This is a genomic window from Streptomyces sp. NRRL WC-3742 (assembly GCF_000720635.1).
Taxonomy (GTDB): domain Bacteria; phylum Actinomycetota; class Actinomycetes; order Streptomycetales; family Streptomycetaceae; genus Kitasatospora.
Map to the genome: position 1 here is coordinate 59,237 of NZ_JOCF01000074.1, position 19,673 is coordinate 78,909.

18 protein-coding genes and 1 tRNA gene are annotated in these 19,673 nt (G+C 71.8%); 9 read left to right on the forward strand and 10 right to left on the reverse strand.

Features of this window, described 5'->3' with window-relative positions; all coding sequences use genetic code 11:
• Positions 1-46: 46 nt before the first annotated feature.
• The 3 genes from IH61_RS0132685 to ilvA form a co-directional block, all read right to left on the reverse strand.
• Complete coding sequence (locus IH61_RS0132685) at positions 47-916, reverse strand: ABC transporter permease (protein WP_031076548.1); 870 nt, start codon at positions 914-916, stop codon at positions 47-49.
• Position 917: 1 nt separating this feature from the next.
• On the reverse strand, positions 918-1,997 hold the full coding sequence (locus tag IH61_RS0132690; protein ID WP_078911574.1) for an ATP-binding cassette domain-containing protein: 1,080 nt from the start codon (positions 1,995-1,997) through the stop codon (positions 918-920).
• 165 nt (positions 1,998-2,162) lie between these two features.
• Positions 2,163-3,374 carry a threonine ammonia-lyase gene (gene ilvA, locus IH61_RS0132695; RefSeq protein WP_031076550.1) on the reverse strand — a complete coding sequence of 404 codons (1,212 nt, stop codon included), beginning with the start codon at positions 3,372-3,374 and terminating at the stop codon, positions 2,163-2,165.
• A 193-nt stretch (positions 3,375-3,567) separates the two neighbouring features.
• Here ilvA and IH61_RS0132700 point away from each other — a divergent pair, with 193 nt between their 5' ends.
• Entirely contained in the window at positions 3,568-4,059 is a 492-nt protein-coding gene (locus tag IH61_RS0132700; RefSeq protein WP_051838468.1) for a MarR family winged helix-turn-helix transcriptional regulator, read from the forward strand.
• A 15-nt stretch (positions 4,060-4,074) separates the two neighbouring features.
• Here IH61_RS0132700 and IH61_RS0132705 read toward each other — a convergent pair whose 3' ends face one another.
• On the reverse strand, positions 4,075-5,229 hold the full coding sequence (locus IH61_RS0132705; protein WP_031076552.1) for a cystathionine gamma-synthase: 1,155 nt from the start codon (positions 5,227-5,229) through the stop codon (positions 4,075-4,077).
• 159 nt (positions 5,230-5,388) lie between these two features.
• Here IH61_RS0132705 and msrA point away from each other — a divergent pair, with 159 nt between their 5' ends.
• Together msrA and IH61_RS0132715 are read left to right on the forward strand one after the other, a co-directional pair.
• On the forward strand, positions 5,389-6,054 hold the full coding sequence (gene msrA, locus IH61_RS0132710; protein WP_031076554.1) for a peptide-methionine (S)-S-oxide reductase MsrA: 666 nt from the start codon (positions 5,389-5,391) through the stop codon (positions 6,052-6,054).
• Positions 6,055-6,218: 164 nt separating this feature from the next.
• Positions 6,219-6,581, forward strand: coding sequence for a cupin domain-containing protein (locus IH61_RS0132715; protein WP_031076555.1), 363 nt, complete (start codon positions 6,219-6,221; stop codon positions 6,579-6,581).
• Between the two features lie 64 nt (positions 6,582-6,645).
• Here IH61_RS0132715 and IH61_RS0132720 read toward each other — a convergent pair whose 3' ends face one another.
• The 3 genes from IH61_RS0132720 to IH61_RS0132730 all read right to left on the reverse strand — a co-directional run bounded on the left by IH61_RS0132720 (position 6,646) and on the right by IH61_RS0132730 (position 10,264).
• Positions 6,646-7,914 (reverse strand): L,D-transpeptidase, encoded by a 1,269-nt coding sequence (locus tag IH61_RS0132720; protein ID WP_031076556.1) that lies wholly within the window; start codon positions 7,912-7,914, stop codon positions 6,646-6,648.
• Between the two features lie 181 nt (positions 7,915-8,095).
• Positions 8,096-8,434 carry a hypothetical protein gene (locus IH61_RS0132725; RefSeq protein ID WP_031076557.1) on the reverse strand — a complete coding sequence of 113 codons (339 nt, stop codon included), beginning with the start codon at positions 8,432-8,434 and terminating at the stop codon, positions 8,096-8,098.
• A gap of 429 nt (positions 8,435-8,863) precedes the next feature.
• A complete protein-coding gene (locus IH61_RS0132730) occupies positions 8,864-10,264 on the reverse strand; it encodes a cystathionine beta-synthase (RefSeq protein WP_031076558.1) in 1,401 nt (466 codons plus the stop codon).
• A 238-nt stretch (positions 10,265-10,502) separates the two neighbouring features.
• Between IH61_RS0132730 and IH61_RS0132735 the strand changes: the two genes are divergently transcribed.
• The 3 genes from IH61_RS0132735 (at position 10,503) to IH61_RS0132745 (ending at position 14,129) form a co-directional block, all read left to right on the forward strand.
• Positions 10,503-11,600 carry an SGNH/GDSL hydrolase family protein gene (locus IH61_RS0132735; protein ID WP_031076559.1) on the forward strand — a complete coding sequence of 366 codons (1,098 nt, stop codon included), beginning with the start codon at positions 10,503-10,505 and terminating at the stop codon, positions 11,598-11,600.
• A 63-nt stretch (positions 11,601-11,663) separates the two neighbouring features.
• Positions 11,664-12,884 (forward strand): acetyl-CoA C-acetyltransferase, encoded by a 1,221-nt coding sequence (locus IH61_RS0132740; protein WP_031076561.1) that lies wholly within the window; start codon positions 11,664-11,666, stop codon positions 12,882-12,884.
• Positions 12,885-13,184: 300 nt separating this feature from the next.
• Positions 13,185-14,129, forward strand: coding sequence for a hypothetical protein (locus IH61_RS0132745; protein WP_051838469.1), 945 nt, complete (start codon positions 13,185-13,187; stop codon positions 14,127-14,129).
• A gap of 80 nt (positions 14,130-14,209) precedes the next feature.
• Here IH61_RS0132745 and IH61_RS0132750 read toward each other — a convergent pair whose 3' ends face one another.
• Positions 14,210-14,551, reverse strand: a complete 342-nt coding sequence (locus IH61_RS0132750; RefSeq protein ID WP_031076567.1) for a hypothetical protein — start codon at positions 14,549-14,551, stop codon at positions 14,210-14,212.
• A 112-nt stretch (positions 14,552-14,663) separates the two neighbouring features.
• Positions 14,664-15,536, reverse strand: a complete 873-nt coding sequence (locus IH61_RS0132755) for a Bax inhibitor-1/YccA family membrane protein (RefSeq protein ID WP_031076569.1) — start codon at positions 15,534-15,536, stop codon at positions 14,664-14,666.
• 263 nt (positions 15,537-15,799) lie between these two features.
• Here IH61_RS0132755 and IH61_RS0132760 point away from each other — a divergent pair, with 263 nt between their 5' ends.
• The 3 genes from IH61_RS0132760 (at position 15,800) to IH61_RS0132770 (ending at position 19,109) form a co-directional block, all read left to right on the forward strand.
• A complete protein-coding gene (locus tag IH61_RS0132760; protein ID WP_031076572.1) occupies positions 15,800-16,921 on the forward strand; it encodes a sugar ABC transporter substrate-binding protein in 1,122 nt (373 codons plus the stop codon).
• A gap of 68 nt (positions 16,922-16,989) precedes the next feature.
• The gene (locus IH61_RS0132765; RefSeq protein ID WP_031076573.1) at positions 16,990-17,769 is read left to right on the forward strand and encodes a sugar ABC transporter ATP-binding protein; all 780 of its coding nucleotides are present in this window, start codon (positions 16,990-16,992) and stop codon (positions 17,767-17,769) included.
• A gap of 71 nt (positions 17,770-17,840) precedes the next feature.
• On the forward strand, positions 17,841-19,109 hold the full coding sequence (locus IH61_RS0132770; protein ID WP_031076575.1) for a sugar ABC transporter permease: 1,269 nt from the start codon (positions 17,841-17,843) through the stop codon (positions 19,107-19,109).
• Between the two features lie 92 nt (positions 19,110-19,201).
• Here the strand turns inward: IH61_RS0132770 and IH61_RS0132775 are convergent.
• Positions 19,202-19,283: transfer RNA gene (locus tag IH61_RS0132775), tRNA-Leu, on the reverse strand.
• Positions 19,284-19,673 lie beyond the last annotated feature (390 nt).

Below are 19,673 nucleotides of genomic sequence, written 5' to 3' on the forward strand. Positions count from 1 at the left end.
CACGTGACTCGGCGGCCGCCCTCATACGTACGTCCTGCGGGCCGGTTCAGCCCGCAGCCGAGCGGTACTTGCGCACCGACAGCCAGGAGAACACCGCCGTGATCACCACCGACCACAGCACCGACACCAGCACCGCGTGCTGCATCGGCCAGGCGCTGTCCGCCGGACCGACCTGGTTGCCGAACAGCTCCCGGCACGCCTGGACGGTGGCGCTGAACGGGTTCCAGTAGGCCACGGCCTGCAGCCAGCCCGGCATCGAGCTGACCGGCACGAACGCGTTGGACACGAAGGTCAGCGGGAACAGCCAGATCAGCCCCGCCGAGGTGGCCGCCTCGGGGCTGCGCACCGACAGCCCGATCAGCGCGCCGATCCAGGAGAAGGCGTAGCCGAGCAGGAGCAGCAGCCCGAAGGCGCCGAGCGCCTTGGGTACCCCGTCGTGGATGCGCCAGCCGACCAGCAGGGCCACCAGCGCCAGCACGACGAGGGTGAACGCCGTCTGGCACAGGTCGGCCAGGGTGCGCCCGGCCAGCACCGCCGAGCGCGCCATCGGCAGCGAGCGGAACCGGTCGACCAGGCCCTTGGTCATGTCCTCGGCGATGCCGGCCGAGGCGCCCGCGACGGCGAAGGTGACGGTCTGGGCGAAGATGCCGGCCATCAGGAACTGGATGTAGGTGTGGGAGCTGGAGCTCGCCCCGGGAATCCGGATCGCCCCGCCCATCACGTAGGAGAACAGCAGCACGAACATGACCGGCTGCATCAGCCCGAAGATCACGATCTCGGGGATGCGGGTCATCCGGCGCAGGTTGCGCTTCGCCACGACCCAGGAGTCGTGCGCCATGGCGGCCGCGCCCTGACGCGGGGCGGGCATGGCCCCGCCGATGGCGTGCGCGGTGGAGGTGCCGGTCCCGACGCTCATCTCAGCGCTCCTTTCCGGCCGTGACGGCCTGCTGCTCGTCCGGTCCGCCGCCGTCGCCGCCGCCGCCGTCTTCGTCGGGGGCCTGCCGGCCGCGGCGGGCGCCCTTGCCGTCGGCCCCGGCGCCGTTCTCCTCCTCGGCCGTCTCGGCGAGGTGGCCGGTGAGGGTGAGGAAGACGTCGTCCAGGGTGGGCCGGCGAAGCCCGATGTCGTCGATCTCGACGCCGCGCGCGTCCAGTTCGCGGATGGCGGCGGCGAGCACCCGGGCGCCGCCGCTGACCGGGACGGTGATGCGGCGGGTGTTCCTCTCGACGGCGGGCTCGCCCAGCGCGTACCCGCCGAGGGCGGCGACCGCGTCGGCGATCATGCCGGGCTCGTGCACCACGACCTCGATCCGCTCGCCGCCGATCTGCGCCTTGAGGTGGTCGGCGGTGCCCCGGGCGATCACCTTGCCGTGGTCGACCACGGCGATGTCGTGGGCGAGCCGGTCGGCCTCCTCCAGGTACTGGGTGGTGAGCAGCAGCGTGGTGCCCTGCTCGACGAGGGTCTCGATGACCTCCCACAGCGCCAGCCGGTTGCGCGGGTCGAGGCCCGTGGTCGGCTCGTCGAGGAACATCACGGGCGGGCGGACGACCAGTGCGGCGGCGAGGTCGAGGCGCCGGCGCATGCCGCCGGAGTACGTCTTGGCGGTGCGGTCCTTGGCCTCGGTGAGGTTGAACCACTCCAGCAGTTCCAGTGCGCGGGCCTTCGCCGCCCGGGTGCTCATCTGGTAGAGCTCGCCGACCATGGTGAGGTTCTCGAAGCCCGTCAGGTACTCGTCGACGGCCGCGTACTGGCCGGAGAGGCCGATCAGGCTGCGGACCTGGTTGGGGTGCTTGAGGACGTCGACCCCGGCGACCACCGCGCGGCCGGAGTCTGGGCGCAGCAGGGTGGTGAGGACGCGCACGGTGGTGGTCTTCCCGGCTCCGTTCGGGCCGAGCAGCCCGAGCACCGTGCCCTCGGGGACGTCCAGGCTGACGCCGTCCAGGGCTCGTACGTCGCCGAAGGTCTTCACCAGATTCTCGGCTTGGATGGCTGGCGCCATGACCTGCCTCATCTCATCGGACATATGGAGCGATCTGTCCCACTCTGCCCCGTTTGCGGGCATGCGGGCGACTCGGTTCTCACCCGCCGGACACAGAACGCGATGTATCGCGAGTGTGGCAACTCGCGATACATCGCGTCAAGGGAGATACGAGCGGAACGGCTTTCAGCTCGAGACCACGTACCCCGCCTCCCGCAGTTCGCCGGTCACAGCCGCGCAGTGCTCGGGCCCCTTGGTCTCCAGGTGCAGGTCCACCTCGACCTCGGTCAGCCCCAGCCGCGGGTCGATCCGCACGTGCGCCACGTCCAGCACGTTGGCGTCCACCCGCGTCAGCACCCCCAGCAGGTCCGCCAGCGCGCCGGGCTTGTCCGCCAGGCGCACCCGCAGCGACAGGTACCGCCCGGCCGCCGCCAGCCCGTGCCGCAGCACCCGCTGCATCAGCTGCGGGTCGATGTTGCCGCCGGAGAGCACCGCCACCACCGGTCCCTCGAAGGACTCCGGCTGCTCCAGCAGCGCCGCGATCGGCGCCGCGCCCGCCGGCTCGACCACCAGCTTGAGCCGCTCCAGGCCGAGCAGCAGGGCCCGGGAGAGCGCGTCCTCGGAGACGGTGCGGATGCCGTCCGCGAGGGTGTTGACCACCTCGAACGGGATGTCCCCGGGGCGCCCGACCATGATCCCGTCCGCCATCGTGGCGAAGGACTCCAGCGACACCGGCCGCCCGGCCGCCAGCGAGGGCGGGTACGCGGCCGCGCCCGCCGCCTGCACGCCGATCACCCGTACGTCCGGCCGCAGCGGCTTGACGGCCGCCGCGATCCCGGCGAGCAGCCCGCCGCCGCCCACGCCGACCAGGACGGTTCGCACCTCGGGGCACTGCTCCAGGATCTCCAGGCCCACGGTCGCCTGGCCGGTCACCACGTCCCAGTGGTCGAAGGGGTGGATGAACACCGCGCCCGTCGCGTCCGCGTAGCGCCGCGCGGCCTGCAGCGCCTCGTCGACGTTGGCGCCGTGCAGCCGCACCTCCGCGCCGTACTCCCGGGTGGCCGCGACCTTGGGCAGCGGGGCCGCGACGGGCATGAACACCGTCGAGCGCACCCCCAGCAGCGAGGCCGCCAGCGCCACGCCCTGCGCGTGGTTGCCCGCGCTCGCGGCCACCACCCCGCCGGCCCGCTGCACGGGGCTGAGGCCCGCGATCCGCACGTAGGCGCCGCGCAGCTTGAAGGAGCCGGTGCGCTGGAGGTTCTCGCACTTGAGGTGGACGGGCGCGCCGACCAGCCGGGACAGGTACCGGCTGCCCTCCATCGGGGTCTGCCGGGCGACCCCGGCGAGCATCTTCTGGGCTCCGCGGACGTCGTCGAGGGTGATCGGCCAGGTGTGCATGGCGCAAGCGTAGGACGCACCCACGGAGCCGCCCTGGAGCCTGTCCGGCGGATATTGCCGGATCAAGGGCCCGGCACGATCCGCCGGACAGGCTCCGCAAACGCGACCGGTGCTGCCGGGTTCCCGGGCCCGCCCGGCCCGCGTACGCTGCTGGTCCTGAGCCTCCCTCACCGCACGACGATCGTGAGCCGCGATGACGACGACCTCGCCCCAGGCCACCGACCGCACCGAACCCGTGCACACCCAACTCCAGTACCAGCTGGCGCTGTTCGCACGCCGGATGGAACAGGTCCGCACCTCGGGCGGCGGCGTCGCCGCGCTGGACCGGGCCGCCTACCTGCTGCTCGACCGCCTCGACCGGCACGGCCCGGCGAACATCAAGGCCCTGGCCGACGCCCTCGGCGTGGACTCCTCCACGGTGACCCGTCAGATGGCCCCGCTGGTCGCCTCCGGGCTGGTCGGCCGGGTGCAGGACCCGGCCGACCGCCGCGCCGTACGGCTGGCGCTGACCCCCCACGGCTGCGGCCAACTGGCCGAAGTCCGCGACGGCCGGGCCGAGTTGGCCCGCCGCCTGGTGGCGGACTGGCCGCCCGAGGAGCAGCACGCGTTCTGCTCCCTGCTGGCCCGCTTCAACCTCGCGATGGAGTCGTACAGTGCGGACCAGCAGGGCGGTCAGAACCCTTAGGCCGTGTCTTTCGGCTCAGCCGAGGGCCTGGGTGAGGTCGGCGAGCAGGTCGTCGATCGACTCGATGCCGACCGAGACGCGCACCAGGTCCGCCGGGACCTCCAGGGCGGAACCGGCCACCGAGGCGTGGGTCATCCGGCCCGGGTGCTCGATCAGCGACTCGACGCCGCCCAGGGACTCGCCCAGGGTGAACAGCTGCGCGCGGTTGCAGACCTCGACGGCCGCCTCCTCGCCGCCGGCGACGCGGAAGGACACCATGCCGCCGAACGCCTTCATCTGCTTGGCGGCGATGTCGTGCCCGGGGTGCGTGGGCAGGCCCGGGTAGAGCACCTGGCTCACCTTGGGGTGAGCCGCCAGCAGCTCGGCGACCTTCTCGGCGTTGGAGCTGTGCCGGTCCATGCGCACGCCCAGCGTCTTGATGCCGCGCAGCACGAGCCAGGCGTCGAACGGCCCGGAGACGGCGCCCATCGCGTTCTGGTGGTACGCGACCTCCTCGCCCAGGCCCGCCTCGGCCAGCACCAGCGCACCGCCGACCACGTCCGAGTGGCCGCCCATGTACTTGGTGGTGGAGTGCACGACGGCGTCCGCGCCGAGCGCGATCGGCTGCTGCAGGTACGGGCTGGCGAAGGTGTTGTCGACGACCAGCAGCGCGCCGGCGCCGTGCGCGACCTCGGCGAGGGCGGTCAGGTCGGTGATGCCCAGCAGCGGGTTGGACGGGGTCTCGACCCACACCGCGCGGCTGTTGGGGCGCAGCGCGGCGCGGACGTCGTCCAGGTCCTGGGTGTTGGCGACGGAGAACTCGACGCCCCAGCGGGTCAGCACCTTGGCGAAGAGCCGGAAGGTGCCGCCGTAGGCGTCGTTGGGGATCACGATGTGGTCGCCCGGCTTGAGGATGGTCCGCAGCAGGGTGTCCTCGGCGGCCAGGCCGGAGGCGAAAGCGAGGCCGCGGGCGCCGCCCTCCAGCGCCGCGAGGCACTCCTCGAGCGCGGTGCGGGTGGGGTTGGCGCTGCGGCTGTACTCGTAGCCGCCGCGCAGTCCGCCCACCCCGTCCTGCTTGTAGGTGGACACCTGGTAGATCGGCGTCACGACGGCCCCGGTCTGGGGGTCTGCTTCCTGACCCGCGTGGATGGCGAGGGTCTCGAAGCCCTGAGGAAGCTGGTGCTCGGTCATGGACACGAGCCTAGTCGGCGAATGCCGTCCCGCCCGCACGAACCGGGAACAGTTGTGAACCCGCAGGTGGGACCTGACGCCGTCGGCCGCTCCCGGAATCCCGGGGCGGCCGTACGCGTTCCACCTTCAGCCACCTTCCCCGACCCGCTGGAGCAGGCCGTGCTGTTCAACCGCCACAAGACCTCGCTCGTCCCCGCCGACCAGGCGCTGCCCGGCCGGGAGGCGCCCGCCTTCGCCCTCACCGAGCCGCACACCGTCCTCGGCCACCCGCTGACCGGCCCCTACCCGCAGGGCCTGGAGGTGGCCGACTTCGGGCTGGGCTGCTTCTGGGGCGCCGAGCGCACGTTCTGGCGCCTGCCCGGCGTCTGGACGACGCTGGTCGGCTACCAGGGCGGCCACACCCCGAACCCGACGTACGAGGAGGTGTGCAGCGGGCAGACCGGGCACACCGAGGCGGTCCGGGTGGTCTTCGACCCGGCCGTGGTCCCGTACGAGCGGCTGCTGAAGACGTTCTGGGAGGCCCACGACCCGACGCAGGGCAACCGCCAGGGCAACGACGTCGGCACCCAGTACCGCTCGGCCGTCTACACCCACTCCCCCGCCCAGGCGTCCGCCGCCGAGGCCACCCGGGACGCCTTCCAGCCCGCCCTGACCGCGCTCGGGCACGGATCGATCACCACCGAGATCGCCCCGGCCGGCCCGTTCTACCCGGCGGAGCCGTACCACCAGCAGTACCTCTCGGACGCCAAGAACCCGGGCGGCTACTGCGGTCTGGGCGGCACGGGCGCCTCCTGCCCGATCGGCGTGGCCCGCACCGAGGGCTGAGCCTCCCCCGGCCTTCCCGCTCCCGCCACTCAAAGTGACGGCCCCCGGTCGCGGGCGCAGACTGGAAGGGCCTGCAGGTCGGCCCGGCTGCCCCGCCCGGCGGCCGGGCCGTCCTCGCAGGAGACCACGGGGGATCACGGGGGATCGCGGGAGAGGAGTGCGCCATGTCCGGTCTCTACCAGCGGAACTTCGACGACCCGGAGGAGGTCCGTCCCTTCGAGGACGGCAAGGGGGAACTGCGCCTGGTCAACCTGGACGCGGGCCCGGTGGGCCGGGCCGTGTTCGAGCCGGGCTGGCAGTGGTCCAAGCACATCAAGCCGATCGCCAAGACCGACAGCTGCCAGGCCGCCCACGCCGGGTACGTGGTCTCCGGCCGGATGAAGGTCGTCATGGACGACGGCCAGCAGGCCGACTACGGCCCCGGCGACTTCATGGTCTGCCCGCCCGGGCACGACGCCTGGGTCCTGGGCGACGACGCCTGCGTGATCGTCGACTGGCAGGGCTTCGCCGACTACGCCAAGCGGTGAGCGAAGGAGTCGAGGGGCCGAGGAGCTCAGGGGCCGAGGCCGAGGAGCTACGGCCTGAGCGGGCTCAGACCGCGCTGCCGGCCTTCCAGTCGGCCCAGCCGAGGTTCCAGCCGTTCAGGCCGTTGTCGGGGGCGACGGTCTTGTCCCCGGAGTTCACGACCTCGACCACGTCCCCGATCATCGAGGACTTGTAGAACTTGTAGCCGTCCGTGCCGCTGTCCTGCGCGCCCTTGGCGTCCTGCAGTCCGACGCAGCCGTGGCTGGTGTTCTGGCTGCCGAAGATCGACGGCGAGCCCCAGTAGTTGCCGTGGATGAAGGTGCCCGAGGTGGTCAGGCGCTGGGCGTGCGGCACGTCGGCGATGTCGTACTCGCTGCCGAGGTTGACGGTCTGCGAGTTCATCCGGGTCTGGGTGTACTGCTCGGAGATGACCATCTTGCCGCCCCAGGTGGTGTGCTCGGGGGACCCGCCGGAGATCTTGTAGACGGCGCTGACCGCCCCGTCCGTGGTGACGGTGAGCTTCTTGGTGGCGAGGTCGGCGACGCTGGTCTGGGCGCGGCCGATGGTGAAGGTCACGTCCTTGGACTGGGTGCCGAAGACGCCCTTGGCCCCCTGGACGTCCTTGAGCCGCAGCTTGAGGGTGACCTTGGTGCCCTTGGCCCAGTACTCCTGCGGGCGGAAGTCGAGCCGGGTGCTGGAGAACCAGTGCCCGACGATCTCGACGCCCGGCTCGGCGGTCACGGTGATCGCCTCCTGCACGGCCTTCTTGTCGGTGACCGGCTTGCTGAAGTTGATCGAGACCGGCATGCCGACGCCCACGACCGAGCCGTCCTCGGGCGTGAAGTAGCCGACGAAGGTGTTGGCGGGAGTGGCCGTGGTGAAGACGGCGTTGGCGTCCGCCTCCAGCTTGTCCTTGTCCTGGGCCGTCGCCGTGACGGTGTACTTGGTGCCGCTGGCCGGGGCGGTGGCGGAGGTCCAGGAGGTGTTGTCGGCGGAGAGCTGGCCCGCCAGTTCCTTGCCGGTGGTGTCGACGACCTTGACGGTGCCCAGGGTGCCGTTGGTCACGACGACCTTGACGGGCTCGCTGAAGCTCGCGGCCGAGGCGCCGTCCGCGGGGGTGACGGTGATCACGGCGGTCGAGGTCCTGGGGGTGGTGCTCGCGCCGCCGCCGCCCGTCCCGGGGGTGCCGTTGCCGCCGCCCGAGCCGTTGCCGGAGTCGCCGTTGTCGTTGCAGGCCGCGAGGAGCAGGACCGGGGCACCGATCAGCCCGGCGAGCACGCCGCGCCGGCTCCAGTTGCCTCCGGCCGTCCGCCGCTGGCCGTCCCGTGCCGTCACGTCGCGCTCCCGTCGATCATCGGACCATTTACGGATACAGAAACGCGATTCGTCCGTTCACGGTTCCATGACCGAAGCGTAAGCGATCGTATGAGATGACCCAACTTCCGCCCCAACAGGGACAAAACGCCCGGCCTGCGACGAACAGACCGGGCGTTCACGGGCGGTGACGACGGGGTCGCTACTCGGCGGCCTCGTCCACCTGGTACTCGTCCCACTGCTCGTCGTCCGGGTCGAACTCGGTCCGGGCCGACTCCCAGGTCGCCGAGGCGAGTTCGACGCCGGGGACGTCGCCGAGCAGGGCGACCGGGTCGATGAAGTGGGCGAGCGAGCCGGACGGGTCCACCTCGATGGCCTCGACGGACTGCTCCCGCTCCTCGTCGTCGAGGTACTCGTCCCCGGCCACCTGCTGGAGGGCCGCCGCCTTGAGCGCGCCCTCGTCGGTGATCTCCGCGATGAGTTCGATCTTGACCCGGACGTAGCGCGGGGCGTCCTGGTCGGTCGTTTCAGTGCTGGTCATGCGTGCGAGCGTACGGGAAGGGCCGGCCCCTCGGAGAGGGACCGGCCCTGCCGTCTCTCCGCTCGGGCTCCCCCACCCGGGAGCCGCGGAGACGCGCCGTGCGGCGCGCTGGTGGCCACGGGAGCCACCGCACCCTGTCGATCCGGACGGGCCGGACAGGGGCGGGACGACGGCGTCTCCCGCAGCATTCGGACCGGCGGCCGGGTCAGGACCGCCCGCCGATTCCGGAGCCGGCGCGCGTCCGCCGGGGAGCCGCTCCCGGACGGTCGCCACCGTCTCGCTCGGCGAACTCGCCGCCGACCTGCACTACCTTGCCCGAGCCTTGTTAACCCGGTGATGCGGACACGTGACGCCGGTGTACCGCCTGGCGCCGATCCGCCCGGTGACGCCGGATCAGCGCGGGGATCACCGCGGGGATCGGCGCAGGGATCAGTGCGCGGAGCGCCCGGTCAGGAAGCCCAGCAGGTCCTGGCGGGTGACGATGCCCTGCGGCTTGCCCTCGACGAGGACGACGGCCGCGTCGGCCTTCTCCAGCACCGTCATCAGGTTGGTGACGGTCTCGCCCGAGCCGACCACCGGCAGCGGCTTGGACATCACCTTGTCCAGGGTGTCGGTGAGCTCGATCTCCTTGGCGAAGATGCCCTCCAGCAGCAGCTTCTCCACCACCGAGCCGATCACCTCGCCGGCCATGATGTCCGGGTGCCCGGCGCCCGGCGAGACCACCGGCATCTGCGAGACGCCGTACTCGCGCAGCACGCGCACGGCCTCGGCGACCGTCTCGCCCGGGTGCATGTGGACGAACTGCGGCACGCCGCCCTGCTCGATGCTCTCCTTGCGGGCCAGCACCTCGCCGATGTGGGCCTCGTCGGTGGAGGAGGGCAGGAAGCCGTAGTCGGCCATCCAGTCGTCGTTGAAGATCTTCGACAGGTAGCCGCGGCCGCCGTCCGGCAGCAGCACGACGACGACGTCGTCCGGCCCGAGCTTCTTGGCGACCTCCAGCGCGGCCACCACGGCCATGCCGCAGGAGCCGCCGACCAGCAGGCCCTCCTCCTTGGCCAGGCGGCGGGTCATCTGGAAGGAGTCCTTGTCGGAGACGGCGACGATCTCGTCCGCGACGCTGCGGTCGTAGGCGGTCGGCCAGAAGTCCTCACCGACGCCCTCGACCAGGTACGGACGGCCGGTGCCGCCCGAGTACACCGAGCCCTCCGGGTCGGCGCCGACGACCTTGACCTTGCCGCCGGACGCCTCCTTCAGGTAGTTGCCGGTGCCGGAGATGGTGCCGCCGGTACCCACGCCCGCGACGAAGTGGGTGATCTTCCCCTCGGTCTGCTCCCACAGCTCCGGGCCGGTGGAGTGGTAGTGCGAGGCCGGGTTGTCCGGGTTGGAGTACTGGTCCGGCTTCCAGGCGTTCGGGGTCTCCCGGACGAGCCGGTCGGAGACGTTGTAGTACGAGTCCGGGTGCTCCGGGGCGACGGCGGTCGGGCAGACGACCACCTCGGCGCCGTACGCGCGCAGGGTGTTGATCTTGTCGGTGGAGACCTTGTCCGGGCACACGAAGATGCACTTGTAGCCCTTCTGCTGGGCCACGATCGCCAGGCCGACGCCGGTGTTGCCGGAGGTCGGCTCCACGATCGTGCCGCCGGGCTTGAGGGCGCCCGAGGCTTCGGCGGCCTCGATCATGCGCACCGCGATGCGGTCCTTCACCGAGCCGCCGGGGTTGAAGTACTCGACCTTCGCCAGCACTGTCGCGCTGATGCCCTCGGTGACCTTGTTCAGCTTGACCAGCGGCGTGTTGCCGACCAGGTCGATGATCGAGTTGTGGTACCGCACGGAGGGTCCTCCCGTTGTGTGGGCATGCGAGTGCATTCGGTACGGCAAAGCCTAGGGCGTGTCCTGCGGATCTCGCCGGGCCCGCGAGACGCGCCCTGGCGTGGCCACCCGCTCCACCCGCGCTCCACCCAATGGCGGAGCCCCGCCGGTACTCCTGAGCCCCGGGCGGGTAAGAGCGCTGTTACAGGCACTGCCGTGGCCCCGGAGGGGCTCCACGAGGACGTGAAGGGGGCAGCGGATGCCAGGCGCACAGGACTCACGGGCCCGGGTGGCCCGCCGGATCGCCACCGCGGCCGCGTACGGCGGCGGCGGGCTCGGCCTGCTGGGCGTGGGCCTGGTCGGCGTGCTGCTGACCGAGAGCAGGCTCGCCGTCCAGGCCATCGGCGTCCTGGAGACGACCCCGCCCAAGGCGGACGGCGTCTACGGCGAGGCGTTCGCCGACGGCCCGGCCGTGGGACGTGCCGGGGAGCGGACCGGGGTGCAGCCGCCGCTCGTCCTGGCCGTCCTCGGGGACTCCACCGGCGCGGGCCTGGGCGTCCTGCGCGGCCGCGAGACCCCGGGGGCCCTGCTGGCCGCGGGCCTGGCCTCGGTGGCCGAGCGGCCCGTACGGCTGGTCAACGTGGCCCGCTCCGGCGGCCGCTCCGCCGACCTGTCCGGCCAGCTGGAGCAGGCCCTGCCGCACCACCCGGACGTCGCGGTGATCATGATCGGCGCCAACGACGTCACCCGGCACAGCCCGGCGCAGCTGGCCGTACGCCACCTCGGCGAGGCCGTCGCGGCGCTGCGCGCCAACGGCTGCCAGGTGGTGGTCGGCACCTGCCCGGACCTCGGGACGATCAAGCCGGTGCGCCCGCCGCTGCGCTGGGTGGCCCGGCGGCTGAGCCGGCAGCTGGCCGCCGCCCAGACCATCGCCGTGGTCGAGGCGGGCGGGCGGACCGTCTCGCTCGGCTCGCTGCTCGGCCCGGAGTTCGCCGCCCGGCCGGAGATGTTCGCGGCCGACCGCTACCACCCCTCCGCCCAGGGCTACGCGACCGCCGCGATGGCCGTGCTGCCCTCGGTCTGCGCGGCCCTGGGCCTGTGGCCGGAGGAGGAGCCCCCGGCCGCGCCCGTCCCGGTCGGGGCGGTGCTGCCGGTCGAGGTGGCGGCCGCGGCGGCCGCGGGGCGCTCGGGCACGGAGGTCGCCGCCGTGGAGGCGGAGGGCGCGGGCCGGCGCTGGGCCCTGCTGCGCCACCGGCTGCGGATCGGCGCGCCCGGGCCGGGAGCCGCCCCGCAGAAGGTTCCGGACCTGCCCGGCAACACGTCGGCCAGCTCACACGCCGGTACGGGTGACGCCTGATCTACCAGACGGTAACTTTCCTCCCGGACGTCAGGTCCGCCGTCACCCAGCGAGGAGCCCGTCATGCCCGAAGCCGTCATCGTCAGCGCCACCCGTTCGCCGATCGGCCGGGCCTTCAAGGGCTCGCTCAAGGACGTCCGCCCCGACGACCTGACCGCCCACATCATCCAGGCCGCCCTCGCCAAGGTCCCGCAGCTGGACCCGCGCGAGATCGACGACCTGATGCTCGGCTGCGGCCTGCCCGGCGGCGAGCAGGGCCACAACCTGGCCCGCATCGTGGCCGTCCAGATGGGCATGGACTACCTGCCCGGCGCCACCGTCACCCGCTACTGCTCCTCCTCGCTGCAGACCACGCGCATGGCGCTGCACGCGATCAAGGCCGGCGAGGGCGACGTCTTCATCTCCGCCGGTGTCGAGACCGTCTCGCGCAGCATCCACGGCACCTCGGACGGCATGCCGGGCACCATGAACCCGCTCTTCGACGAGGCCCAGGCCCGTACGAAGAAGCGCGCCGAGGAGGGCGGCGGGGAGTGGCACGACCCGCGCGAGGACGGCCTGCTGCCGGACGCCTACATCGCGATGGGCCAGACCGCCGAGAACCTCGCCGCGCTCAAGGGCATCACCCGCGCCGAGCAGGACGAGTTCGGCGTGCGCTCGCAGAACCTCGCCGAGGCGGCCATCAAGGCGGGCTTCTGGGAGCGCGAGATCACCCCGGTCACGACCCCGGACGGCACCGTGGTCAGCACGGACGACGGGCCGCGCGCCGGCGTCACCCTGGAGGGCGTCTCGGGCCTCAAGCCGGTCTTCCGTCCGGACGGCACCGTGACCGCCGGTAACTGCTGCCCGCTGAACGACGGCGCCGCGGCGCTGGTCGTCATGTCCGACACCAAGGCCCGCGAGCTGGGCATCACCCCGCTCGCCCGGGTGGTCTCCACCGGTGTCAGCGCCCTCTCCCCCGAGATCATGGGCTACGGCCCGGTCGAGGCGTCCAAGCAGGCGCTGCGGCGGGCCGGCCTGTCCATCGGGGACATCGACCTGGTCGAGATCAACGAGGCGTTCGCCGCCCAGGTGATCCCCTCCTACCGCGACCTCGGCATCGACCTGGACCGGCTGAACGTCAACGGCGGCGGGATCGCCGTCGGCCACCCCTTCGGCATGACCGGCGCCCGCATCACCACCACGCTGATCAACTCCCTGCAGTGGCACGACAAGCAGTTCGGTCTGGAGACCATGTGCGTCGGCGGCGGCCAGGGCATGGCAATGGTCATCGAGCGCCTGAGCTGACACCACACCCGGGTGTTCCGCAACTCCAGGAGGTCTGGACCACCCATTTGGAGTGACGCAGCGTAATTGAGGGCCGGATCACACCGAGAGGTCGATCCGGCCCTCTTTCCGCTCGAAACCGGCCCGGAAGTCGACACTGCGGAGCGGATCAACTGCACTGCGTAGAACGGCAGTACCTAACAATTTGGGGACAAGAGCGAAAGTCACGGACAAAGTAGACATTCGCCACTGCGGTAACAGCCCCACATGCGGCAGTGTGGAGACGTAACCCCGATCCACTCCTCGCTAGGAGTACGTTCCGTGAGCGCCGTCTACGCCATCCTGCTGCTGATCCTCATCGCCGTGTCGACCGCCGTGCTGCTCCACCTCCGGGGCCTCTCCCGCCGGCTGGACGCACACGCCGCGGCCCCGGCCGTGCCCGCACCCGTCGACGAGGCCGCGATACGCCGGGCCGTCGCCGAGGCGCTCGCCGCCGACCGCGAGCGGGAGATCACCGAGGCCCGGGCGTTCTGGGCCGAGCAGGAGGCCCGCGCGGCCGAGGACGCGCCGCTGTTCGACTCCCCCTACACCGGCGGCGCCTTCACCGGCACCGACGAGTGGCCCCTCTTCTTCCCCCGCCCCACCGGCCCGCAGGAGGCCGCCGACAACGCCGGGACGATGGACCCGGAGTTCGGCGAGGCGCTGCGCTCCGCGCTGGAGGACCTGATCGGCGACGGCGACGGCGGCCCCGTCGAGCCCGGCCCCGAGGGCGGCGTTCCGCTGCGCCCCGGCCACCCGGCCGCGGAGAGCACCACGGACGCCCGCGCCCGCCGCGAGGCCGACCTGCTGGCCACGGGCCTGGAGGCCGGACTGCTGGACGCCGACCCGATCGTCGAGGAGGCCCCGGTCCCCGCACCCGACCCGCGCCGCCACCCCTCGCACCCCGACTTCGTCCCGAGCCAGGCGCCCTCGCGCGAGTGGACCGACACCCGCCTCGCCGCCCTCGCCGAGGAGGCCGTCGCGCTGATCGACGTCCGCCCGGGCCCGCTCGGCACCCTGGACGTCTACGCCTTCGCGGACGGCACCACCCTGTGCGTCGCCCCCGGCGACCGCGAGGCCGCGTACCGGCTGATCGACGCCGTCCGCGCCGGTGAGCACGTCCGGCTGCTCGGCGGCTCGCGCTTCTCCGGCTCGTACTCCCTGACCTTCTCCACCGACGAGGAGGCCGTCTACGTCCTGGCGGACCGGGTGGTCGCCAGCATCTGACAGCAGCCGACGAACGATCGAAGGCCGGCCGAGTCCTCGGGGTTACCGACTCGACCGGCCTTCCGCGTGCACGGGCCCGGTCAACCGCAGAGCGCCGCCGTCGCACGCACGGAGGCCAGCGCCCCCTCCAACACCCCTGCGGCTTCCGGCCCTTCGGGCAGGGCCGCCAGCGCGGCCGCCAGATCGTGCCCGGCGACGGCCAGTTGGTCCCCCACCGCGAACACCCCGGCGTCGGGCACCTCCCGCGCCGGCTCCCCCTCCGCCGCCAGCGCCGCCCCGGCCAACTCCCGTGCCAGCGCCAGCCCTGCCGCCGCCCGCGAGGCGTACCCGGGCACCGCGCCCAGCAGCTTGCTCTGCGGCAGCGAACGGAAACGGTCCGACAGCGCCTCGACGGCTTCGACCAACGGCTGTACGTCATGCATGCCGAGAGCCTAACCGGCCCCGGCCGCAACGCCGCCGGGCCCCGGAGCGGTGTGCTCCGGGGCCCGGCGGCAGTGCGAGATGCAGGATGCGAGATGCGGGGTGCGGGTGCGACTAGTCGTCGCCGCGCAGGGAGGCGATCAGGCGCAGCATCTCGATGTAGATCCAGACCAGCGACAGGGTGAGCCCGAACGCGGCGCGCCAGGACTCCTCCTGCGGGACGCCCTGGGCGATGGCGTGCTCGATCTCGGTGAAGTCCATCGCGAGGAAGAACGCGCCGATGCCGATGCCGACGAGACCGATGCCGACGCCCAGCGGGCCGCCCCAGGTGTTGAGGCCGCCGCCGAACGCCCAGGCGACGCAGTTGATCAGCAGCAGGACGGAGAAGGCCAGGCCGACGGCCACGCCGATCCGGGCAGCCTTCGCGCTGACCCGGAACCTGCCGCTCTTGAAGGCGACCAGCATCGCGCCGAACACCAGCGCCGTACCCAGGACCGCCTGGACGGCGATGCCCTCGTACAGGACGTTCAGGAAGTGCGTCAGGGCCCCGAGGAACACGCCCTCCAGCGCCGCGTAGACCAGCACCAGGGTCGGGCTGATCTTCGACTTGAACTGGATGACCAGACCGACGACCAGCGCGATCAGCGAGGCGCCGACCGCGAAGCCGAAGTTCTTGTACGGCAGCAGCAGCCAGGCCGCCGCGCCGCTGGCGACCAGGACCAGCAGCGACATCGCGGTACGGGCGACCACGTCGTCGAGGGTCATCCGCCCGGTGGCCCCCGGACCGGCCGTCGGACCGTTGTACATCTGGTACAGCTGCTCGTCCGTCATCGGGCCCTGGCCCGGTGCCGGCTGGGCGTACTGCGTGCCCGCGTAGGGGTTGTGGCCGTACGGCGCCCCGGCCTGCTGGTTCGCGCCGAACCCCGCGTAGCCGGAGTCGCGGGTGAAGGACCCCTCCCGCGAGAAGACCGGGTTACTGCTTCTCATTGCTCATTCCCTCCGTGGCGGCACTGCACCGCCCGTGTATCAGGGTAATGGCTTGGCAAAAATACCGGGATACTCCGCGAGGAGGATTCGGTGAACGGCTCCCGGCGAATGTCACCCGGCTCCCCGGGCGCCGCGTCACCCGAGACCGGCCGGGTGGCACCCGGGCGAATCCGCAACCCGTTCGGCGCACCTGGATCGTCGCGGCGGCCGGAGCTTCCCAGACTCGGAGGCGTGGGGGTGGACTCAACCGGAGAGGCATCTTCATGAGCATCGGGCTCCGCCGCGTCCTCGCGGTCACCGCCGTCGTGTCCCTCGGCCTGGGCGCCGCGTCCTGCGGCAGCGCCAAGCAGTCCTCCGGCGGCAGTTCCTCCGGCAGCGCGAACGCCAGCGGCGGTGCCGCGGTGGGAGCCGTCCGGATCGGCCTGCTGCTGCCGGAGACCAAGACCACCCGCTACGAGCAGTTCGACCGCCCGCTGATCGAGAAGAAGATCAAGGAGCTGGCGCCGCAGGCACAGATCGACTACTACAACGCCAACCAGGACGCGACGCTGCAGCAGACCCAGGTGGACACCGCGCTCACCAAGGGCGACAAGGTGCTGATCCTGGACGCGGTGGACTCCAAGGCGATCCAGTCCTCCGTCCAGAAGGCCCACGACGCCGGCGTCAAGGTGCTCGCCTACGACCGGCTCGCCCAGGGCCCGGTGGACGCGTACGTGTCCTTCGACAACCACAAGGTCGGCGAGCTGCAGGGCCAGGCCCTGGTGGCGGCGGTCGGGGACAAGGCCGGCGCGGGCGAGATCTTCATGATCAACGGCTCGCCCACCGACCCCAACGCGGCCGACTTCAAGGCCGGCGCGCACAGCGCGATCGACGGCAAGCTGAAGATCGGCAAGGAGTTCGACACCCCGCAGTGGGACCCGAACACGGCCAACCAGGAGGCCGCCGCCGCGATCACCGCGATCGGCGCGGCCAACGTGGTCGGCGCCTACTCGGCCAACGACGGCATGGCCGCCGGTGTCGCGACCGCGCTGAAGGCGGCCGGCCTCGCCGTCCCGCTCACCGGCCAGGACGCCCAGCTCGACGGGATCCAGCGGATCGTCGTGGGCACCCAGACCATGACCGTCTACAAGCCGCTCAAGCCGGAGACCGAGGCAGCCGCCCAGATCGCGGTCGGCCTCGCCTCCGGGAAGCCGCTGGACTCCGCCCTCGTGCCGACCACGGTGACCAACGGCAGCGGCAACAAGGTGCCCGCCAACCTGCTCACCCCGATCGTCGTCACCAAGGACAAGGTCAAGGACACCGTGGTCGCCGACGGCTTCTACACCGTCGACCAGATCTGCACGGCGGACTACGCCGCCGCCTGCAAGACCGCCGGCCTCCAGTAGCAGGCGGACCTCCGAAGCCGAACACGCCCCGCCTCCACGAGGGAGGCGGGGCAAGGGAGTTGGTCACTGTGGCAGGTGAGACCGTACTCGCCCTGCGCGGGGTCTCCAAACGGTTCGGCGCCGTCCAGGCGCTCACCGACATCGAACTGGAGGTACGCACCGGCGAGGTGGTGGCCCTGGTCGGCGACAACGGCGCCGGAAAGTCCACCCTGGTCAAGGCGATCGCCGGAGTGCACCAGCCCGACGACGGCGTCATCGAGTGGCAGGGCAGGCCGGTGTCCATCCACCGCCCGCAGGACGCCCAGCAGTTGGGCATCGCCACCGTCTACCAGGACCTCGCGCTCTGCGACAACCTCGACGTGGTCGGGAACCTCTTCCTCGGCCGCGAGATCCGCCGCCTGGGCATCCTCGACGAGGTCGCCATGGAGAAGCGCTCCCGGGGGCTGCTGGACACCCTCTCCATCCGCATCCCCAGCGTACGGATCCCGGTCGCCTCGCTGTCCGGCGGCCAGCGCCAGGTGGTCGCGATCGCCCGCGCGCTGATCGGCTCGCCCAAGGTCGTGATGCTGGACGAGCCGACCGCCGCCCTCGGCGTCGAGCAGACCGCCCAGGTGCTCGACCTGGTCGAGCGGCTGCGCGAGCAGGACCACGGCGTGATCCTCATCAGCCACAACATGGCGGACGTGATGGCCGTCGCCGACACCGTCGCGGTGCTGCGGCTCGGCCGCAACAACGGGGTCTTCGACAAGCGCCACACCAACCAGGAAGAGATCATCTCGGCCATCACCGGCGCCACGGACAACGCCGTGACCCGCCGCAGGGCCAGGGGCCAGGAGGGTTCCGAGTGAGCGACCACATTCCGGGGAGCACCCCCGGCGGCGAACCCGAGCGCCACCACATCCCGCTGCCCGAGGACTCCATGCCCACCGGCGGCGTCAACGCCCCCGTCCCGGTGGCCCCCGAGGCCACCCCCGCGGTCGACCCCCGGCTGATCGTCCGCCAGGAGGGCATCAAGGGCTACCTGGCCGAGTTCCGCCGCCGCGTCGGCAGCGGTGAACTCGGCTCGCTGCCGGTGGTGGTGGCCCTGATCATCATCTGGGTGGTGTTCGGCACCCTCAACAGCAGCTTCCTGTCCGCCCAGAACCTGTCCAACCTCTCCCAGCAGATCGTCGGCACCGGCATGATCGCGCTCGGCGTCGTGTTCGTGCTGCTGCTCGGCGAGATCGACCTGTCGGTCGCCTACGTCAGCGGCCTGTGCGCGGCCCTGTTCGCCGTCCTGAACGTCAACAGCGGGGTCAACCAGTGGCTCGCGCTGCTCGTCGCCCTGGCGAGCGGCGCCGCCGTCGGCGTCATCCACGGCCTGTTCTTCGCCAAGGTCGGCGTCCCGGCCTTCGTCGTCACCCTCGCCGGCAACCTCGGCTGGAACGGCCTGATGCTGCAGGTGCTCGGCGCCACCGGCACCGTCAACCTCTCCGGCAAGGACATCGTCTCCAGGCTCTACACCACCATCTACGGCCAGCAGGCCGCCGCCTACGGCGCGGCGGTGGTCGGCGTCGCGCTGTTCCTGGTCGCCTCGCTCGTCGACGCCTCCCGGCGCCGCGCGGCCGGTGTGCCGTACCGGCCGATGACCGACATCGTGGTGCGCACGGTCGTCCTGGCGGTCATCGCCTTCCTCGCCGCCTACACCCTCAACCAGTACAAGGGGCTGCCTCTGGCGCTGCTGATCTTCCTGATCTTCATCGTGGTGCTGGACTTCGTGCTGCGCCGCACCACGTACGGCCGCAAGGTGTTCGCGCTCGGCGGCAACATCGAGGGCGCCCGCCGGGCCGGTATCGACGTGGCCTGGATCAGGATCAGCGTCTTCAGCGTCTGCTCCACCATGGCGGCGGTCGGCGGCCTCTTCCTGGCCGCGCAGATCCAGTCCGCCAGTCAGACCTCCGGCGGCGGCAACCTGCTGATGAACTCCATCGCGGCCGCCGTCATCGGCGGCACCAGCCTGTTCGGCGGGCGCGGCAAGACCTGGTCGGCACTGCTCGGCGCACTGGTGATCGGCTCGATCCAGTCCGGGATGAACATCGAGGGCCTGAGCAACGCGATCCAGTTCATGATCACCGGCGCGGTGCTGCTCGCCGCCGTCGTCGTCGACTCCCTCGCCCGCCGCACCCAGCGCGCGGCCGGCCGCGCGTGAGCCGCCGGCGCTCCCGCGGTGCTCCCACAACGGGACGGCGCTCCCGGGGGCTTCGGGCCGTTCCCCCTGGTCAACGGCTATGGAACAATTTGTGCCCGGAGCCGGACTCGAACCGGCACGGCCTCGCGGCCAAGCAGTTTTAAGCTGCCCGTGTCTGCGTTCCACCATCCGGGCGTCCGGCGAACCACCCCCAGAGCCTAGTCGCCCGGATCGTCCTTTCGCATGTTCCCAGCCAGGGAAGTTGTCATGTTTCCTTGCCATCTGACGAACAGTCCGGCGATTCGGCCACCGAGAGCATCCATTCCGGCCACACCGCCGCCTCAGGGGTGAGGTCATACCGCAGGAGGAGACCCCCGGCCCGGTGTACGCCCAGCGGTGGTCGCTCCAACCGTTCGGCGGAGCGACGAGATTCCATGATCGTCCACAGACGATGGAAGCAACAACCGCGAGCCATCGAGGAGCACCCCGTGACCACGTCGACCGCAACCGCCGTCCGTACCGGTCGGGCGGCCGCCCGCGCGACCGGCCTGAACAAGGTCTACGGGGAGGGCGAGACCCGCGTGG

What these genes read in the sequence shown, in the direction of transcription:
- IH61_RS0132735 (WP_031076559.1), top strand. Translation starts at nt 10,503, where the DNA reads ATGCCAGGCGCACAGGACTCACGGGCCCGGGTGGCCCGCCGGATCGCC.
- ilvA (WP_031076550.1), bottom strand. Translation starts at nt 3,374, where the DNA reads ATGCACACCTGGCCGATCACCCTCGACGACGTCCGCGGAGCCCAGAAG.
- IH61_RS0132690 (WP_078911574.1), bottom strand. Translation starts at nt 1,997, where the DNA reads ATGGCGCCAGCCATCCAAGCCGAGAATCTGGTGAAGACCTTCGGCGAC.
- IH61_RS0132705 (WP_031076552.1), bottom strand. Translation starts at nt 5,229, where the DNA reads ATGACCGAGCACCAGCTTCCTCAGGGCTTCGAGACCCTCGCCATCCAC.
- IH61_RS0132685 (WP_031076548.1), bottom strand. Translation starts at nt 916, where the DNA reads ATGAGCGTCGGGACCGGCACCTCCACCGCGCACGCCATCGGCGGGGCC.
- IH61_RS0132715 (WP_031076555.1), top strand. Translation starts at nt 6,219, where the DNA reads ATGTCCGGTCTCTACCAGCGGAACTTCGACGACCCGGAGGAGGTCCGT.
- IH61_RS0132770 (WP_031076575.1), top strand. Translation starts at nt 17,841, where the DNA reads ATGCCCACCGGCGGCGTCAACGCCCCCGTCCCGGTGGCCCCCGAGGCC.
- IH61_RS0132725 (WP_031076557.1), bottom strand. Translation starts at nt 8,434, where the DNA reads ATGACCAGCACTGAAACGACCGACCAGGACGCCCCGCGCTACGTCCGG.
- IH61_RS0132700 (WP_051838468.1), top strand. Translation starts at nt 3,568, where the DNA reads ATGACGACGACCTCGCCCCAGGCCACCGACCGCACCGAACCCGTGCAC.
- IH61_RS0132760 (WP_031076572.1), top strand. Translation starts at nt 15,800, where the DNA reads ATGAGCATCGGGCTCCGCCGCGTCCTCGCGGTCACCGCCGTCGTGTCC.
- IH61_RS0132755 (WP_031076569.1), bottom strand. Translation starts at nt 15,536, where the DNA reads ATGAGAAGCAGTAACCCGGTCTTCTCGCGGGAGGGGTCCTTCACCCGC.
- IH61_RS0132740 (WP_031076561.1), top strand. Translation starts at nt 11,664, where the DNA reads ATGCCCGAAGCCGTCATCGTCAGCGCCACCCGTTCGCCGATCGGCCGG.
- IH61_RS0132750 (WP_031076567.1), bottom strand. Translation starts at nt 14,551, where the DNA reads ATGCATGACGTACAGCCGTTGGTCGAAGCCGTCGAGGCGCTGTCGGAC.